Source organism: Pseudomonas sp. WOUb67 (assembly GCF_050058005.1).
In the GTDB taxonomy this organism is placed as follows: Bacteria; Pseudomonadota; Gammaproteobacteria; order Pseudomonadales; family Pseudomonadaceae; genus Aquipseudomonas; species Aquipseudomonas putida_R.
This window is the reverse complement of record NZ_CP170112.1, coordinates 2,139,195-2,156,455: the sequence shown is the minus strand read 5'-3', so window position 1 is coordinate 2,156,455 and position 17,261 is coordinate 2,139,195. Positions and strand designations below refer to the sequence as shown.

The 17,261-nt window shown below is 62.1% G+C and carries 19 protein-coding genes, 1 tRNA gene and 1 pseudogene; 3 read left to right on the top strand and 18 right to left on the bottom strand.

Annotated features, from left to right (window positions below; genetic code table 11):
• Positions 1 to 55 precede the first annotated feature (55 nt).
• The 3 genes and pseudogenes from ABOC32_RS09705 to ABOC32_RS09695 form a co-directional block, all read left to right on the top strand.
• Positions 56 to 1,264, top strand: a pseudogene (locus ABOC32_RS09705) (HAMP domain-containing protein); the annotation flags it as partial.
• Positions 1,265 to 1,366: 102 nt separating this feature from the next.
• Complete coding sequence (locus tag ABOC32_RS09700) at positions 1,367 to 2,122, top strand: methyl-accepting chemotaxis protein (protein ID WP_426811587.1); 756 nt, start codon at positions 1,367 to 1,369, stop codon at positions 2,120 to 2,122.
• A gap of 145 nt (positions 2,123 to 2,267) precedes the next feature.
• The gene (locus tag ABOC32_RS09695; RefSeq protein WP_426810871.1) at positions 2,268 to 3,227 is read left to right on the top strand and encodes a cation diffusion facilitator family transporter; all 960 of its coding nucleotides are present in this window, start codon (positions 2,268 to 2,270) and stop codon (positions 3,225 to 3,227) included.
• A 161-nt stretch (positions 3,228 to 3,388) separates the two neighbouring features.
• Here ABOC32_RS09695 and ABOC32_RS09690 read toward each other — a convergent pair.
• The 18 genes from ABOC32_RS09690 to ABOC32_RS09605 form a co-directional block, all read right to left on the bottom strand.
• Positions 3,389 to 3,464 (bottom strand) — tRNA-Lys (locus ABOC32_RS09690).
• 60 nt (positions 3,465 to 3,524) lie between these two features.
• Positions 3,525 to 4,199 (bottom strand): 7-cyano-7-deazaguanine synthase QueC, encoded by a 675-nt coding sequence (gene queC / locus ABOC32_RS09685; RefSeq protein ID WP_426810870.1) that lies wholly within the window; start codon positions 4,197 to 4,199, stop codon positions 3,525 to 3,527.
• A 16-nt stretch (positions 4,200 to 4,215) separates the two neighbouring features.
• Entirely contained in the window at positions 4,216 to 4,863 is a 648-nt protein-coding gene (gene queE / locus ABOC32_RS09680; RefSeq protein ID WP_264360459.1) for a 7-carboxy-7-deazaguanine synthase QueE, read from the bottom strand.
• Between the two features lie 168 nt (positions 4,864 to 5,031).
• Positions 5,032 to 5,838 (bottom strand): tol-pal system protein YbgF, encoded by an 807-nt coding sequence (gene ybgF, locus ABOC32_RS09675; protein WP_426810869.1) that lies wholly within the window; start codon positions 5,836 to 5,838, stop codon positions 5,032 to 5,034.
• A gap of 6 nt (positions 5,839 to 5,844) precedes the next feature.
• Complete coding sequence (gene pal, locus ABOC32_RS09670) at positions 5,845 to 6,345, bottom strand: peptidoglycan-associated lipoprotein Pal (RefSeq protein ID WP_012273762.1); 501 nt, start codon at positions 6,343 to 6,345, stop codon at positions 5,845 to 5,847.
• A 54-nt stretch (positions 6,346 to 6,399) separates the two neighbouring features.
• A complete protein-coding gene (gene tolB, locus ABOC32_RS09665; RefSeq protein WP_041167621.1) occupies positions 6,400 to 7,671 on the bottom strand; it encodes a Tol-Pal system beta propeller repeat protein TolB in 1,272 nt (423 codons plus the stop codon).
• Positions 7,672 to 7,697: 26 nt separating this feature from the next.
• Entirely contained in the window at positions 7,698 to 8,816 is a 1,119-nt protein-coding gene (gene tolA, locus ABOC32_RS09660; RefSeq protein WP_426810868.1) for a cell envelope integrity protein TolA, read from the bottom strand.
• Positions 8,816 to 9,268 (bottom strand): protein TolR, encoded by a 453-nt coding sequence (tolR, locus tag ABOC32_RS09655; RefSeq protein WP_012273765.1) that lies wholly within the window; start codon positions 9,266 to 9,268, stop codon positions 8,816 to 8,818. Before tolR ends, tolA begins: the two co-directional genes overlap by 1 nt.
• Positions 9,269 to 9,282: 14 nt before the next feature.
• Positions 9,283 to 9,978: a protein TolQ gene (gene tolQ / locus ABOC32_RS09650; RefSeq protein WP_008090219.1), complete on the bottom strand. Its 696-nt coding sequence runs from the start codon at positions 9,976 to 9,978 to the stop codon at positions 9,283 to 9,285.
• A gap of 2 nt (positions 9,979 to 9,980) precedes the next feature.
• Positions 9,981 to 10,433 carry a tol-pal system-associated acyl-CoA thioesterase gene (gene ybgC, locus ABOC32_RS09645; protein WP_426810867.1) on the bottom strand — a complete coding sequence of 151 codons (453 nt, stop codon included), beginning with the start codon at positions 10,431 to 10,433 and terminating at the stop codon, positions 9,981 to 9,983.
• Positions 10,434 to 10,558: 125 nt separating this feature from the next.
• The gene (ruvB, locus tag ABOC32_RS09640) at positions 10,559 to 11,605 is read right to left on the bottom strand and encodes a Holliday junction branch migration DNA helicase RuvB (RefSeq protein WP_016488653.1); all 1,047 of its coding nucleotides are present in this window, start codon (positions 11,603 to 11,605) and stop codon (positions 10,559 to 10,561) included.
• Complete coding sequence (gene ruvA, locus ABOC32_RS09635) at positions 11,602 to 12,219, bottom strand: Holliday junction branch migration protein RuvA (protein ID WP_426810866.1); 618 nt, start codon at positions 12,217 to 12,219, stop codon at positions 11,602 to 11,604. The genes ruvB and ruvA overlap by 4 nt, the downstream gene beginning before the upstream one ends.
• A gap of 109 nt (positions 12,220 to 12,328) precedes the next feature.
• Positions 12,329 to 12,853, bottom strand: a complete 525-nt coding sequence (ruvC, locus tag ABOC32_RS09630; protein WP_016498323.1) for a crossover junction endodeoxyribonuclease RuvC — start codon at positions 12,851 to 12,853, stop codon at positions 12,329 to 12,331.
• Positions 12,854 to 13,038: 185 nt separating this feature from the next.
• Complete coding sequence (locus ABOC32_RS09625; protein WP_086976796.1) at positions 13,039 to 13,785, bottom strand: YebC/PmpR family DNA-binding transcriptional regulator; 747 nt, start codon at positions 13,783 to 13,785, stop codon at positions 13,039 to 13,041.
• Between the two features lie 114 nt (positions 13,786 to 13,899).
• Complete coding sequence (gene aspS, locus ABOC32_RS09620; RefSeq protein ID WP_086976797.1) at positions 13,900 to 15,675, bottom strand: aspartate--tRNA ligase; 1,776 nt, start codon at positions 15,673 to 15,675, stop codon at positions 13,900 to 13,902.
• A 93-nt stretch (positions 15,676 to 15,768) separates the two neighbouring features.
• Entirely contained in the window at positions 15,769 to 15,990 is a 222-nt protein-coding gene (locus ABOC32_RS09615) for an FmdB family zinc ribbon protein (RefSeq protein ID WP_426810865.1), read from the bottom strand.
• A 92-nt stretch (positions 15,991 to 16,082) separates the two neighbouring features.
• Entirely contained in the window at positions 16,083 to 16,412 is a 330-nt protein-coding gene (locus tag ABOC32_RS09610) for a ribbon-helix-helix domain-containing protein (protein ID WP_016488658.1), read from the bottom strand.
• Positions 16,413 to 16,682: 270 nt separating this feature from the next.
• A complete protein-coding gene (locus ABOC32_RS09605; protein WP_003254783.1) occupies positions 16,683 to 17,156 on the bottom strand; it encodes a Dps family protein in 474 nt (157 codons plus the stop codon).
• Between the last annotated feature and the right edge of the window lie 105 nt (positions 17,157 to 17,261).

Sequence of the window (17,261 nt, the reverse complement as noted above, 5' to 3'; positions counted from 1 at the left end):
AACAACGCCCGCACCTGACCGCGGGCGTTGTACTTGATCGAAAAGGAAAGCCCTCATGCCGCTGCGTCGCCTCTCCATCCAGTGGAAGATCACCCTGCTCGCCGGCCTGTGCCTGCTGGCCATCGTCGCCCTGCTGGTGGCCACGTCACTGACCCAGGCGCAGCGTAGCGCTGCCCTGGTCAACCAGGCCAACACCGCCATGCTCGACAGCAGCGCGCGCCAGCGCCTGCAGGCCCACGCCGAAACCCAGGCCTTGCGGGTTCAGCGCTACTTCATGGACGCCTACCAGTACGGCAATGGCTTTGCCCGCATGGTGCAGGTGCTCAAGGCCCGAGGTGGCAGTGACCTGCGCGCCGAGCTGACCCGCCAGGCCCGTGCCAGCCTGGCCGGCAACCCGGATGTGATCGGCCTGTACCTGGTGTTCATGCCAAACGCGCTGGACCAGCAGGATAGCCAGTACCTCGGCCAGGACGCCGTGGGCAGCAATGAAAGCGGGCGTTTCTCGTTGTACTGGTCGCAGCCGCACCCCGGCACCCTGGAGCTTGAGGCCATGCCGGAAGCGATGCTTGGCGATGCCAGCGTCGGCAGCAACGGCGCGGCAAAGAACCGCTGGCTGACCTGCCCACAGGACACCGCCCGTACCTGCATGCTGGAACCGTACCTCGACGAGGTCAATGGCCGCCAGGTGCTGATGACCAGCATTGCCCTGCCGCTGCTGGAGCATGGCAAGGTGGTCGGCGTGGTCGGCCTGGACATTGGCTTGGCCAACCTGCAGCAACTGAGCCTGGACGGCCGCCGCGAGCTGTTCGATGGCCAGGGCCATGTCAGTATCGCCAGCGCAGCCGGCCTGCTGGCAGGCAACAGCCGCGATGCCAGCACGCTCGGCAAGCCCATGGACAATACGGTGGCCGACGGCCTGCTGCGCGTGGCCCACCCCTTCGCCCCCATCCCTGACGCCGCGCCTTGGCAGGTATTGCTGGAACTGCCGGAAAGCGTGCTGCAGGCACCCGCCGTGGCCCTCAACCAGCGCCTGGATGCGCATAACCAGAATGCCAACCTCACCAGCCTGCTGATCGGCCTTGGCGCCGCTATCGCAGGTTTGCTGCTGGTGTGGCTGACCGCACGCGGCGTCACCCGGCCAATCCTGGCCGTGGCCGCACGCCTGGAAGACATCGCCAGCGGTGAAGGCGATCTTACTCGCCGCCTGGACTACGCCCGCCAGGACGAACTGGGCCAGCTCACCCACTGGTTCAACCGCTTCCTCGACAAGCTGCAACCGGTCATTGCCCAGGTCAAAGGCTCGCTGCAGGAAGCCCGTGGGACTGCCGACCAGTCGGCCGCCATCGCCAGCCAGACCAGCACCGGCATGCAGCAGCAGCACCGTGAGATCGAACAGGTAGCCACGGCAGCCAACGAGATGAGCGCCACGGCCCTGGATGTCGCCCACAACGCATCGCAGGCCGCCCAGGCCGCACGTGCCGCCGACCAGGCCAGCCGCGAAGGCCTGCAACTGATCGACAGCACCCGCCAGGGCATCGATAGCCTGGCTGCCGGCATGAACACGGCCATGGACGAGGCGCGAGCACTGGAAGGCCGCAGCGGCCAGATCGGCTCGGTGCTGGAAGTGATTCGCACCATCGCCGAGCAGACCAACCTGCTGGCACTCAATGCGGCCATCGAAGCCGCCCGCGCTGGCGAAGCCGGGCGTGGTTTTGCCGTGGTCGCCGATGAGGTGCGCGGCCTGGCCCAGCGCACGCAAGTGTCGGTGGAGGAAATTCGCCAGGTCATCGAAGGCCTGCAGCAGGGTACCCAGGATGTAGTGGGGGCCATGCATGAAGGCCAGCGTCAGGCCCAGGCCAGCGCGGCGCGCATGGAACAGGCGCTGCCTGCGCTACAGCGCATTGGCGAGGCGGTGACCGTGATCAGCGACATGAACCTGCAGATCGCTTCGGCGGCCGAAGAGCAGAGCGCGGTGGCCGAAGAAGTGAACCGCAACGTGGCGGGCATCCGGGATGTGACAGAATCACTGGCTGGCCAGGCCGACGAATCGGCGCGCATCAGCCAGGCCCTGAACCGGCTGGCCAACCAGCAACAGGCGCTGATGGAGCAATTTCGCGTCTAGCCTGTATGGGCCTTTTCGCGGGCACGCCCGCTCCCACAGGTGCGTCGCCGCCTTCGAGGCCGGCGCAGATCCTGTGGGAGCGGGCGTGCCCGCGAAGAGGCCCATACAGACACCACAGCATTATCGTTTTTACTGAGCACAAGTCATGCAAACCGCAACCAGATCCACCTTCTTCGACATCACCAGCGAACAGGGCCTGTTACGCACCTCGATTGCCGTCACGCTGTTCATCGCCACCATCGGCATCGCCTTCGGCCTGGCCTCCGGCTCGTTCTCCATCGTCTTCGACGGCGTGTACTCGCTGGTCGATGCCAGCATGAGCGGCCTGTCGCTGGTGGTGGTCAAGCTGATCACCTCGCACACCGCCAGCGTGCAAATGTCGCGCAAGCTGCGCGAGCGCTTCACCATGGGCTTCTGGCACCTGGAACCGATGGTGCTGGCACTCAACGGCATCCTGCTCAGCGGCGTGGCCATCTACGCGCTGATCAACGCCGTCAGTAGCCTGCTGCAAGGCGGGCGCCACCTGGAGTTCGGCATTGCCATGGTCTATGCCGTGCTGACCGTGATCACCTGCGTGACCATCGCCGTCGTCGAAGCCCGCGCCAACCGCAAGCTGAAGTCAGACTTCGTGCGCATGGACGTCAAGGGCTGGGTGATGTCGGCCAGCATCACCGCCGCGCTGTTGATCGCCTTCTGCTTTGGTTACGCGGTGCAGGGCACGTCGCTGGAGTGGGTGTCGCCGTACATCGACCCGGCGGTATTGGCGCTGGTGTGCCTGGTGATCGTGCCGTTGCCGATGTCGGTGGTGCGTCAGGCGCTTGCGGAAATCTTCCTGGTCACCCCTGGCGACCTCAAGCTGCACGTGGATGAAGTGGCCAAGGCCTTCGTCGCCCGCCACGGGCTGCAGTCGTACCGCGCCTATGTCGCCAAGGTCGGGCGCTCACGGGAGATCGAGTTGTATTTCATCGTGCCAAAGACCATGGCTGCTAAGACCATTGATGAATGGGATACGTGGCGCAACGAGATTGGTGATGCGGTAGGCGGCGAAGGGCCGGACCGCTGGTTGACGGTGGTGTTCACCGGGGATCCGGAGTGGGCTGAGTAAGCTGGGGGCGCTGTGCGCCCCTTTCGCGACACGAGGCCGCTCCCACAAGGAACTCTGTGGGAGCGGCCTTGCGTCGCGATAGGGCCGCAAAGCGGCCCCAGAATCCCGAAAACGAAAAAGCCCGCGGCCATTTCTGGTCGCGGGCTTTGACGTACTGCGTATGGTGGGTCGTGTAGGATTCGAACCTACGACCAATTGGTTAAAAGCCAACTGCTCTACCAACTGAGCTAACGACCCGATTGATGGCGCGTATAATACTGATTTCTAACGAAAAATCAACACTCCATCAAGGTTTTTTCAAAAATACCGCGTCGGGTCCACTACACCGGCAGCCTTGAAGCCGTCGGCGCGCAGGCGGCAGCTGTCGCATTTGCCACAGGCGCGGCCATCATCGTCGGCCTGGTAGCAGGAAACGGTCAGGCTGTAATCCACACCACGGGCCATGCCGGCCTGCACGATCTGCGCCTTGCTCAGGTTCTGCAGCGGCGCCTGAATACGGAAGCCCTGCCCTTCTACACCGGCCTTGGTCGCCAGGTTGGCCATGCGCTCGAAGGCTTCGACGAACTCGGGGCGGCAATCAGGGTAACCGGAATAGTCCACGGCATTGACGCCGATGAAGATGTCACGCGCTTCCAGCACTTCTGCCCAGCCCAGGGCCAGCGACAGGAACACGGTGTTACGCGCCGGCACGTAGGTGACCGGGATGCCTTCGCTCGGGGCTTCCGGCACGTCGATGCTGCTGTCGGTCAACGCCGAACCACCGATACCGTCGAGATTCAGGCCGATTACCTTGTGCTCGACCACGCCCAGGCCCCGGGCGACACGGGCAGCTGCATTCAGCTCGGCACGGTGGCGCTGGCCATAGTCGAAGCTCATGGTGTAGCAGCTGTAGCCTTCGGCCTTGGCCATGGCTACGACGGTGGCCGAATCGAGGCCACCAGACAGCAGGATTACCGCGCGTTTCTCAGTCATGTGCATTTACTCTCAATCAACGTCCGGGTTCGTCGTTCCACAGCAGCTTGTGCAACTGCAGCTGGAAACGTACAGGCAGGTTGTCAGCGACGATCCAGTCGGCCAGGTCGCTTGCACTCACCTGGTGGTGGCTCGGCGAGAACAACACCTCACCGGCACGCTCAGCCAGGTTGTACTGGATCAGCTTGGATACCGCCCAGTCATAGTCCTCACGGGAACAGATGACGAACTTGACCTGGTCGTTGCGGGTCAGCTGCTCGATGTTCTCGTAACGGTTACGGTGCGACTCCTCGGAACCGGGGGTCTTCAGGTCGACCACGCGGCTGACGCGGGTGTCAGTGCCCGTGATATCCAACGCGCCACTGGTCTCCAGCGACACCTCGTAACCGGCGTCACACAGCCGCTGCAGCAACGGCAAGGCGTTGGGCTGCGCCAGTGGCTCGCCACCGGTGACACAGACGTAGCGGGGCTTGAAGCCGGCAACCTGCTCAAGGATCGAATCGAGGGTACGAATAGTGCCACCCGTGAAGGCATAGGCACTGTCGCAGTACTGGCAGCGCAGGGGGCAACCGGTGAGGCGCACGAATACGGTGGGCAGGCCAGCCGTTCGCGTTTCACCCTGCAAAGAGTAAAAGACTTCTGTGATGCGTAATGTGTCTTGCATGCTCGCCACGGGCGTGACAGCTAAACAGGCTGTCCGCCTCCGTCAGGCACTGTCGCGGACTCGACATGGCGTTATCCGCAGCAGCGTGTTTACGAAAAAAGGGCAGTGATTCTAACGAAAAAACCCGCGACTGGCGCGGGTTTCTTTCGAGCGGTACAGCGACAAGGCTCAGAGCTTCTGCAAGTCACGCTGGGCCAGCTGCGCGGCAGAGGTGCCGGGGTACTGGGTGATGACCTGCTGCAGGATGCCCTTGACCTTGTCGGTGTGGCCCATGCGGCGCTCGACGTCGGCCAGTTTGTAGAGCGAATCCGGCACTTTGCTGTGCTTGGGATACTTCTGGCTGACCTGGGCAAAGGCTTGGCTGGCACCCGGCAGGTCGCCTTTGGCCAGGTTCACTTCACCCAGCCAGTACTGCGCGTTGCCGGCGTACTGGCTGTTGGGGTACTTGCGCAGGAAGGCATTGAACGCCTGGCTGGCCTTGTCGAAGTCCTTCTGTTTGATCAGGTCGAAAGCAGCATCGTAGTAGAGCTTTTCTTTCGCTGGATCACCGGGCTCGCTATTGGCGGCCGGTTGTTGCGCAGCAGCACCAGCTGCTGCATCGGGGGCGGCATTTGAAGCACCACCACCGGTGGAATTGTCAGGGGTCGCGGCAGGTGCGGCGCCACTGTTGATGCGACGGTCCAGGTCCTGGTATCGCTCCAGGTTTTCCTGCTTCATGCGCGACACATCGTTCTGCAGCTCTTCGATGATGCCTTGCTGGCGGGAAAGCTGGTCCTGCATCTGTTGCAGCTGCATGAACAGCTGGCCCTGTGCAGAGGCAGGGGCCGAAGCCCCTGACCCGGCATAGGCGCCGCTCGTGCCATAACCCACAGGCGGATAGCTGCCTGCGTTGTCATCTACTACAGGGACCTCAGCCCAGGCCGCGAGCGGCAGGCTGAGTGCGAGGACGGTTACTACACGGCGGCACATACGCATAAGAACTTACTTACGCAGTTCTACGCGACGGTTCTGAGCCCAGGACTGCTCGTCGTTGCCGGTGGCAACTGGACGCTCTTCGCCGTAGGAAACCAGTTCCAGCTGAGCAGGGGAAACACCCTGCAGAACCAGGTAGCGCTGAACGGCTTTCGCACGACGCTCACCCAGAGCCATGTTGTACTCGCGGGTGCCGCGCTCGTCGGTGTTGCCTTCCAGAACAACGCGGTTGCCGTTGGACTTCAGGTCCTTGGCGTGAACGTCCAGAGCGCGCATGGCTTCTGGCTTCAGGTCCGAGCTGTCGTATTCGAAGTAGAAGGTGGTGATTGCGCGCAGGGCGGCTTCTTCGCTCAGGGAACCGTCAACAGCGCCAGTGTTGGCACCGTAGCCAGCGTTCGGATCTACAGCAGCGCCTTCGCCTGCGTTGTCACCGCCCTTCGAGGAGCAACCTACAGCTACGGCCATGGCCAGAGCCAGCGCAGCGAATTTACCAAACTTCAGCATTTCCATCGTGAAACTCCTAATGAAACCCCAGTGTGTTAAGCAAAACGTATTACGCCGCAATCAGTTCAGGTAAGGGGACCAGGACGGTTCTCTGACTTCGCCTTGAGCGGTAGGAAGTGGGAGCCTCACGCGGCCATTAAGCGACACGAGCATCAAGACTCCCCGGCCCTGCTGGCGGGTGGCGTAGATTAGCATGGTGCCGTTTGGCGCAACAGTGGGAGACTCATCAAGACTTGTTTCAGAGAGAATCTTTACACTTCCGCGTTGCAAGTCCTGTGCCGCCACTTTGAAGTTGGTAAAGCCCTGTTGGCGATGGATCATCACCAGGGTCTTTTCGTCGGCAGACAGTTTCGGGTTGGCGTTGTAGTTGCCAACGAAGGTTACGCGCTCGGCACCACCACCACTGACCGACTGTTTGTAGATCTGCGGTTTGCCGCCACGGTCGGAGGTGAAGTAAAGGGTGTTGCCGTCTTTACCCCAGAACGGCTCGGTGTTGATACCCGGGCCTGCGGTAACACGGTTGATCTGGCGCGACGCCACGTTCATCACGTAGATGTCCGGGTTGCCGTCTTTCGACAGCACGAACGCCAGGCGCGAACCATCCGGCGACCAGGCTGGCGCGCCGTTCAGGCCTTCGAAGTTGGTCACCTGCTCGCGGCGGCCGGTATCGATGTTCTGAATGAAGATGCGCGGGCGTCTCTGTTCGAACGACACATAGGCGATACGCTTGCCATCCGGCGCAAAGCGCGGCGACAGGATCGGCTCACGCGATTGCAGCAGGGTGACCGCACGCGCACCGTCGTAGTCCGAACGCTGCAGGGTGTAGCGGGTATTGTTGGTGGAGAAACGCTCGGCCGTCACGTACAGCATACGGGTAGAGAACGCACCCTTGATGCCGGTGAGCTTCTCGAACGACTGGTCGGCGATGTAGTGCGCCATGTCGCGCAACTGGTCGGTGCTGCCCGCGACGCTGCCGGTCAGCACTTGCTGCTCGGTGGCGACGTTGAACAGGGCGTACTGCACCTGCAGGCGACCGCCCGATGGCACGATGCTGCCGACCATCACGTATTGGGCACCCAGCGCTTTCCAGTCACGGAAGATGACTTCGCTGGCCTGCGACGGCTGGCTGATCATGTTCTGCCGTGGAATCGGCGAGTAGTAGCCGGAGTTGCGCAGGTCGTTGCCAATGATGTCGGCAATGTCCTCGGGCAGCACGCTACCACCTTGCAGACCGAACGGCACTACCGCGATGGGCGTTGCCCGGTCGCTGCCGCTGGTGACCAGGATGTTCTTTTCCTCTGCCACGGCCATGCCTGCCACGCAGCACAGCATGACCAGCAGTCCTCTCAGACGTTTAATCACAACGCTAGATCCTCAGGTGTAAATGTCATCTTGAACGAACGATATTGGTTGAAATCGCTCGGCTTCATACCCTGCATCTCGGTCAAACGACCAATGTTCTTCACCGCAGCCACCGCCGAACTGTCATACGGGCCGTCACCACTGGAACGGGCCACGCTGACACTGGTGATGGTACCGTCCGGCAACATGTTGATCTGCAGGACCACCGTCATGCCCTTGCGCGCGGAAGGCGGACGCGCCCAGCCCTCGGCCGCGCGCATACGGATCAGGTCGTCGAAGTCGCCGGCTACCTGGTCACCCTGCTCGTCGGCCAGCGCCTGCTGCCGCTCGGTGGTGTCGGACAACAGCTCGGCCAGGGCCTGGGCTTTCTTGTCTTCTGCCGCCTTGCGGGCCGCTTCCTGTGCCTTTTTCTTCTGGGCGTCTGCAGCGGCCTTTTTCTTGGCCTCTTCAGCTGCCTTCTTCTTCGCGTCCTCGGCCGCCGCTTTCTTCTTGGCGTCCTCGGCTGCTTTCTTCTTGGCCTCTTCGGCTGCCTTTTTCTTGGCGTCCTCGGCGGCTTGTTTCTTCGCCTCTTCAGCGGCCTCTTTCTTGGCCTCTTCTTCGGCTTTTTTCTTGGCTTCGTCCTCGGCCTTCTTCTTGGCGATGTCGGCCTGCTGCTTCTCGGCGGCCTTCTTCGCCTCATCGGCCTTCTTGGCTTCTGCGGCTTTCTTGGCCTCGCTAGCCTTGGCGGCATCGGCAGCCTTGGCAGCGTCCTCGGCTTTCTTCGCCTCGGCGGCTTCGCGAGCCTCCTCGGCCTTTTGAGCGGCGTCGGCCTTCTTTTGTTCCGCGGCCTTCACGGCCTCCTGCTCGACCTTCTTCTGCTCCAGCTGCTCGACCTCGGTCTGGCGCGAAGCGGTTTTCTTCGCTTCCCCGGCAATCTTCTGATTGGTCTGGGTGGTCGCCTGGCTCTTGGACTTGAGCTGGTACAGGGTAGCCTGAACGATCGGCTTGGAAGGCGGCAGCTCAGGCGTCATGGCGAAACTGACGAACAGCATGGCGAACACCAGCACATGCAGGCCAATGGCCCAGACACTGGGCCAGAAGTAGCTTTCCGAGGCGGATGGCTCTCGCTGTTGCATCAGGGCGCCTCGGTAATCAGGCCAACGTTACCGACACCGGCCTTCTGCAACCCGCCCATGGCACCCATGACCGCGCCATAGTCGACAGCCTTGTCGCCACGAATGAACACCTGGGTCTGCTTGCCCTGGTCACGGCCGGCAGCAATGATCTTGGTCACTGCATTGGTCATGTCAGGCAAGGTCATGGCCTTGTCCATCTGCTTGTCGGTATCGACTTCGCTGCCAAGGTTCCAGTAGTAGGTCTTGTCGGCCTTGATGGAGATGGTGAGGATCTGGACGTTGTTGTCCTGCGGCAAGGCTTCACTGGAAACCTTGGGCAGGTCGACTTTGACGCCCTGGTTGAGCATGGGCGCCGTCACCATGAAGATGACCAGCAGCACCAGCATCACGTCGATGTAGGGCACCACGTTCATCTCGGCGACGGGCTTGCGTTTGTGGCGAACTCGGGCCATGGGCTTCTACCTGATTACTCTTCGCTGGTGTGCACTTTGCGGTGCAGGATCGCCTGGAACTCGTCGGCGAAGGTGTAGTAACGACCGATCAGCACTTCGCTGCGCGCGGCGAAACGGTTGTAGGCGATGACCGCCGGGATTGCTGCAAACAGGCCGATGGCGGTGGCGATCAGCGCTTCGGCGATACCCGGGGCAACCGTGGCCAGGGTGGCCTGCTGGGCGCTGGCCAGGCCGCGGAAGGAGTTCATGATCCCCCAGACGGTACCGAACAGGCCAATGTACGGGCTGGTGGAACCGACGGTGGCCAGGAACGGCAGGCTCTGCTCGAGTTTTTCTTCCTCGCGTGAAATGGCTACGCGCATGGCACGGCCAACGCCTTCCATGACGGCGTCCGGGTCAACGCCCGGCTGCTGACGCAGGCGCGAGAACTCCTTGAAGCCGGCACGGAACACCTGCTCGACGCCGGAATCCGGGTCTGGGTTGCTGCCTGCCTGACGGTACAGCTTGGACAGATCGATGCCCGACCAGAAGCGCTCCTCGAAGGCATCCAGCGCACGACGACCGGCGCGCAGCATGGTGCTGCGCTGAAAGATCATGATCCATGAGGTGACCGAGGCGGCCACCAGGATCAGCATTACCAGCTGTACCACCACGCTGGCATTGCTGACCAGACTCCACATGGAGGTATGGTCGACGACGTTAGCTTCCACGCTTATTCTCCTGCATTCGATTGAGTACCCGAGCCGTTCGCCACATAGGCGTCGCGCAGCTCCGGGGGTAAGGCTCGGGGTTTGAAAGTGTCGGCGCGCACCGCGGCCACCAGGACCTGCCCTTCGCAGAGCAGCGTTTCATCCTTTTCCCGCCAGACCTGCTGTGCAAAACGCAGGCTGGCGCGATTGAGTTCAAGTACTTGCGCGGTCACCCGAAGTTCATCGTCCAAGCGGGCCGGCGCGTGATAGCGCGCTTCGCAGGAATGGACCACCAACAACAGGTTCTCCCCGGCCAGTTTCTGCTGGGAAAAGCCCATGTTACGGAGCCATTCGGTGCGCGCACGCTCCATGAATTTCAGGTAGTTGACGTAATACACCACGCCGCCCGCATCGGTGTCTTCGTAATAGACGCGACAACGGTGTGCGAACGGTTCGAGCTGATTTTGCGCGCGCATACTCTAGTGCTTACTCCTCAGCTTGCCAATCCGCTGTGGCAACTGTTTTTTCTTCATTAATGTCTTATTGCCAGCGCACCTTGGGCATGCCAGCGGTAGGACCACGAAAAGCCGCTTTTGATCTGTCATTCATCGCCTGGCTCGGAAAAATCACCGCCCTCCCCCAAACGCCCGGGAATATTCAGGCCAAAGTGCAGGTAGGCATGCCGGGTGACCACGCGACCGCGCGGCGTGCGCATGATGTAGCCCTGCTGGATCAGGTACGGCTCCAGCACATCTTCGATGGTATGACGCTCTTCGCTGATGGCCGCAGCCAGGTTGTCCACCCCTACCGGGCCGCCATCGAACTTCTCGATCATGGTCAGCAGCAGGCGGCGGTCGGAATGGTCAAACCCACGCTCGTCGACGTCCAGCAGGTTCAGCGCCATGTCGGCCACGGCCTTGGTGATCTGGCCCTTGCCGCGCACCTCGGCGTAGTCGCGCACGCGCCGCAGCAGGCGGTTGGCGATACGCGGCGTGCCCCGGGCACGCCGGGCAATCTCGTAAGCGCCCTGGTCTTCAATGACCAGGCCAAGGATGTTGGCTGAACGGCTGACAATGGTGGCCAGGTCCTTGTCGCTGTAGAACTCCAGGCGCTGGACGATACCGAAGCGGTCACGCAACGGGTTGGTGAGCATGCCGGCACGGGTGGTAGCCCCCACCAGGGTAAACGGTGGCAGGTCGAGCTTGATCGAACGGGCCGCGGGGCCTTCGCCGATCATGATGTCGAGCTGGAAGTCCTCCATGGCCGGGTACAGCACCTCTTCGACGACCGGCGACAGCCGGTGGATCTCGTCGATGAACAGCACGTCGTGCGGTTCGAGGTTGGTCAGCATGGCGGCCAGGTCGCCGGGGCGCTCCAGGATCGGCCCCGAAGTGCTCTTCACCGACACGCCCATTTCATGGGCAATGATGTTGGCCAGGGTGGTCTTGCCCAACCCCGGCGGGCCGAAGATCAGCGTGTGGTCGAGCGACTCGCTGCGGCCACGGGCGGCCTGGATGAACAGCGCCATCTGCTCGCGCACCACCGGCTGGCCGATGTAGTCGTCCAGGCTCAGCGGGCGAATCGCACGGTCCTGGACCTCTTCGCGGTCGCGGCCACTGGCGGCGATCAGGCGGTCGGCTTCGATCACTTGGTAATCATCCCTTTAAGGCTGCGGCGGATCAGCTCTTCACTACTCAGGCCGGCCTTGTCCTTGATCGCGGCGATCGCCTTGCTGGCTTCCTGCGGCTTGTAGCCCAGCGAGACCAGGGCGCTGACGGCATCAGCCTCGGCGCTGGACTCGCTGGCCGCCGGCAACGGGCCATCCGACACCAAGGTGAACATGGCCGGGGAGGTCTCCCAGGCCTTGAAGCGGTCCTTGAGCTCGACCAGCAGGCGTTCGGCGGTTTTCTTGCCGACACCGGGCACGCGTACCAGGGCCGAGGTGTCCTGGGCCTGCACGCAGCGCACCAGCTCGTCGATTTCCAGGCCGGACATCAGCGCCAGTGCCAGCTTCGGGCCCACGCCGTTGAGCCGGATGAGCTCGCGGAACAGCTCGCGCTCGCGCTTTTCGGCAAACCCATAGAGCAAGTGGGCGTCTTCGCGCACGACCAGATGGGTATGCACGGTGACAGGTTCGCCCACCTTGGGCAGACGGTACAGCGTGGTCATGGGAACTTCCAGTTCGTAACCCACGCCGTTGACGTCGATAATCAGGTGCGGCGGCTGTTTCTCCGCCAGGGTGCCGCGCAAACGTCCAATCACGTTCCGATCCTTCCTCTCGGGGAGCCGGTCAAAGACCGCTCAACCCTATCAGCAAATGCAACGGGTGAACGCATCACCCGAACAAAATATGTATCAGCGCATGAAGCGCCTACAGACGCAAGCGCCCGCCGCGCCGCCGCGCCGTCGCCAGGCCATGGGGCACCAGGCTGGAACGGGTGTGAGCGTGGCACAACGCGATGGCCAAGGCGTCGGAGGCGTCGATCTGCGGCTTTTGCGTCAGTTTCAGCAGGTGCATGACCATCATCATCACCTGCTCCTTGTTGGCCCCACCGGTGCCAGCCACCGCTTGCTTGACCTGTGTGGCGCTGTATTCGGCGATTTCCAGGCCGGCTTCGGCGGCAGCGACGATAGCCGCGCCGCGGGCCTGGCCGAGCTTGAGCGCCGAGTCGGCGTTGCGCGCCATGAACACGCGCTCGATGCCCATGGTCACCGGTTCATGCTGGGCGATGATTTCACTGACACCACGAAAAACGATCTGCAGCCGCTCATGCAGCTCGCCGCTGCCGGTGCGGATGCAACCCGACGCCACGTACTCGCATCCACGGGCGGTCTGGCGTACTACGCCGTAGCCGGTGATGCGCGAACCGGGGTCGATACCAAGAATCAGAGTCATAGTGCCCGTCGAAATATTGATGCATCTCTGCAAACTGTGCCGGCCCTTTCGCGGGTAAACCCGCTCCCACAGGTACTGCACCACATTTGAAAGGGGTGCAATACCTGTGGGAGCGGGTTTACCCGCGAAAGGGCCGGCACAGGCGATAACAAACTCTCAGCATTGGCACAAATTGCCAAATCACCTTAGCCGAGGTTTTCCATGATCTCGTCGGAAATCTGGGCATTGGAGTAGACGTTCTGCACGTCATCCAGGTCTTCGAGCATGTCGATCAGCTTGAGCACCTTTTCAGCACCGTCCTGGTCGAGCTCGGCACTGGTAGTCGGCTGCATGACGATTTCCGCGTCAGCGGCCTTGAAGCCAGCCTCTTCCAGGGCGTTACGCACGGCATAGAAGCTGTTGAACGAGGTGAACACGTCGAACGAGCCGTCATCGTTGGCCACCACGTCGTCGGCATCGGCCTCCATCGCCGCTTCCATCAATGCGTCTTCATCCACGCCCGGGGCAAAGCTGATCTGGCCTTTGCGCTCGAACAGGTAGGCCACCGAACCGTCGGTACCGAGGTTGCCGCCACACTTGGTGAAGGCATGGCGTACGGCGGCGGCGGTGCGGTTGCGGTTGTCGGTCATGGTCTCGACCATGATCGCCACGCCACCCGGGCCGTAACCTTCGTAGCTGAGCTCTTCGACGTTGTCGCTTTCGTTGGTGCCGGCACCACGGGCCACGGCGCGATCAATGATGTCGCGGCTCATGTTGGCGCCCAAGGCCTTGTCCAGCGCCAGGCGCAGGCGCGGGTTGGATGCCGGGTCAGCACCACCCTGCTTGGCAGCCACGGTCAGCTCGCGGATCCACTTGGTGAAGACCTTGCCTCTCTTGGCATCCTGGCGCTCTTTGCGGTGCTTGATGTTCGCCCACTTGGAATGACCAGCCATAACGACTCCGAATCCTTTGAATCACAAACAGCCCCGCCCCTGTACGGGGCGGGACGGGAAAATACCTGCGCCGAAACGCAAAGGCGCATCCATGTGGATGCGCCCGGGGACCGCTTACTCGACCTTGGTCTGTTCGCGCAGTCGGATGTGCAGCTCGCGCAGGGCCTTGGCGTCGACCAGGCCAGGGGCCTGAGTCATCACGCACGCAGCGCTCTGGGTTTTCGGGAAGGCGATCACTTCACGGATCGACTGGGCGCCGGTCATCAGCATGACCAAGCGGTCCAGACCAAAGGCCAGGCCACCGTGAGGCGGTGCACCGAACTTCAGCGCGTCGAGCAGGAAGCCGAACTTCTCTTCCTGTTCCTCTGCTTCGATGCCCAGCAGGCGGAACACGGCCTGTTGCATCTCTTTGCGGTGGATACGGATCGAACCGCCACCCAGCTCGGTACCGTTCAGGACCATGTCGTAGGCACGGGACAGGGCTGTGGCAGGGTTGGCCTCGAGCTCTTCCGGCGAGCACTTCGGCGCGGTGAACGGGTGGTGCAGCGCGGTGAAGCTGCCGTCTTCGTTCTCTTCGAACATCGGGAAGTCGACGACCCACATCGGTGCCCACTCGCAGGTGTGCAGGTTGAAGTCGTTGCCAACCTTGATGCGCAGTGCGCCCAGGGCCTCGCTGACGATCTTGAACTTGTCGGCACCGAAGAAGACGATGTCGCCATCCACCGCGCCAACGCGATCGAGGATCACGTTGAGGTTGGCTTCTGGGATGTTCTTGACGATCGGCGACTGCAGGCCTTCGACGCCCTTGGCGCGCTCGTTGACCTTGATGTAAGCCAGGCCCTTGGCACCGTAGATGCCGACGAACTTGGTGTACTCGTCGATCTTGCTGCGCGGCATGCTGGCGGCGCCTGGCACGCGCAGGGCGGTAACGCGGCACTTCGGATCGTTGGCCGGGCCGGCGAATACCTTGAAGTCGACATCCTTCAGCTGGTCGGCAACGTCGACCAGTTCCAGCGGGTTACGCAGGTCTGGCTTGTCGGAGCCGTAGCGGCGCATGGCCTCTTCGAATGTCATGTGCGGGAATTCGCCGAATTCCAGGTCCAGCACTTCCTTGAACAGCTTGCGGATCATGCTCTCGGTCAGGCCCATGATCTCGCTTTCATCGAGGAAGCTGGTCTCGATGTCGATCTGGGTGAATTCCGGCTGGCGGTCGGCACGCAGGTCTTCGTCACGGAAGCACTTGGCGATCTGGTAGTAGCGGTCGAAGCCGGCGACCATCAGCAGCTGCTTGAACAGCTGGGGCGACTGCGGCAGGGCGAAGAAGCTACCGGCGTGGGTACGGCTTGGCACCAGGTAGTCACGCGCGCCTTCCGGGGTGGCACGGGTCAGGATCGGCGTTTCGACGTCGAGGAAGCCGTTTTCATCGAGGAAACGACGGATGCTGGTGGTGATGCGCGAACGCAGACGCAGCTTCTCGGCCATTTCCGGGCGACGCAGGTCGATGAAGCGGTAGCGCAGGCGGGTTTCCTCGCCGACGTCGGAGTATTCGTTCAGCGGGAACGGCGGGGTTTCCGCTTCGTTGAGCACGGTCAGCTGGTAGCCAAGGATCTCGATGGCACCGGAGGCCATGTTGGCATTCACCGCACCGTCAGGGCGCTTGCGCACCTTGCCTGTGACTTGCACGACGTATTCGCTGCGCACGCGGTCGGCGGCGGCGAAGGTTTCGGCGCGATCCGGGTCGAACACGACCTGGGCCATGCCTTCGCGGTCACGGATGTCGAGGAAGATCACCCCGCCGTGGTCGCGGCGACGATGGACCCAGCCGCAAAGGGTGACTTCCTGGCCGTCCAGGCTCTCGTTCAGTTGGCCGCAATAATGGCTGCGCATCATGATGGTGGTTTCGCTTCTCGTGATTCGTGTATTCGGTGGAGGCCTTGGCCGCCCGGAGGGCTAATACTGCAAGACCCGGTCACAGCATTCAACTCAGTCGGCCTTGTCGCCGCCTGCAAGGTTCTTTTTCGCCCCGGTCTTGAAGTCGGTTTCGTACCAACCACTACCGCTCAGGCGAAAGCCTGGCACCGACAGCAGCTTCTTCAGCGCCGGCGCCTGGCAGGCCGGGCAATCGGTCAGCGGCGCGGCGCTGATCTTCTGCAGTGCTTCCATGCGGTGATCGCAGGCTGCACATTGATAGTCATACAGGGGCATGGGTGTCTCTCGTCAACCACAACGCTCGCTGCCGGGGCAGCAAAAAGCGGGATTATATATGGTTAGCAAGCACTGCGCAGCCCGCCAGGCGATCAGCGCACACTTGGCGGGTCTTGCAGCCAGGCAACGCAGATTACCCGAATCAGCCCACTGAAGTTGCGCACCCCACCCTGGCGCAGGTGCACTTCGCGGTCCACGTAGGACAACACCGCACTGACCGAGCAGCGGTTGGCGGCGGCGATGCGCTCCAGGATGCCCCAGTAGACGGCCTCCAGGCGCAGACAGGTGGAAAAACCGTTGAGTCGCACCGAACGTGACACCGGTTGCGTCTGCAACATGTCGAAATCTGCCTTGAACGGATCAATGCACTGCTTTCCTGGCCAACTCCCCTGGCCAGCCACACGCTTGCTCGCTTGCATCATGCGCCCTACTTCCTCGTCACCGGTAACAGGTGGCCAATGAAGCGCTGGGCAACAGGTTTAAAGCAGCGGCAAAGTCTTCCCGCACAAAATGCAAAACCCGGCAGGGCATCCCCGATGCGGATCGCCCTTCATGATTTCCAAAGCGAGCGCCGCACCCCTGTGGGAGCGGCTTCAGCCGCGAACACCGGCAAAGCCGGTGCCATGCACCGCGGTGCCTGCTTCGCGGGTGAACCCGCTCCCACAGAGTCATGCGTAAGCTTTGAGCAACTATTATTTGCCGTCGAGCAACACGCGCAGCATCCAGGCAGTTTTTTCGTGAACCTGCATGCGCTGGGTCAGCAAGTCGGCAGTCGGCTCGTCACTGACCTTGTCCACCACCGGGAAAATGCTGCGCGCAGTACGCACCACGGCCTCCTGCCCCTGGACCAACTGGCGGATCATCTCGTCCGCCGGGGGTACGCCTTCCTCCTCCTTGATAGAGGAATGCCGTGCATAAAATGCATAAGATCCCGGCGCAGGGAAGCCCAGGGCACGGATGCGCTCGGCAATCGAATCGACTGCCAGTGCCAGTTCGTTGTACTGCTCTTCGAACATCAGGTGCAGAGTGCGGAACGACGGACCGGTGACGTTCCAGTGAAAATTATGGGTTTTCAGATACAGCACGTAGGTATCCGACAACAGGCGGGACAGCCCATCGACGATGGACTTGCGATCTTCTTCACTGATACCGATATCGATTGCCATTGAAGTTCCCCTTTCCATAAGGCTTGAGTCTCAAGCGGACGCCGACCACTGTAGCAACACTTGACCCACAGCGCCTGTGACATGGCGCAACACATCGCCCACTGC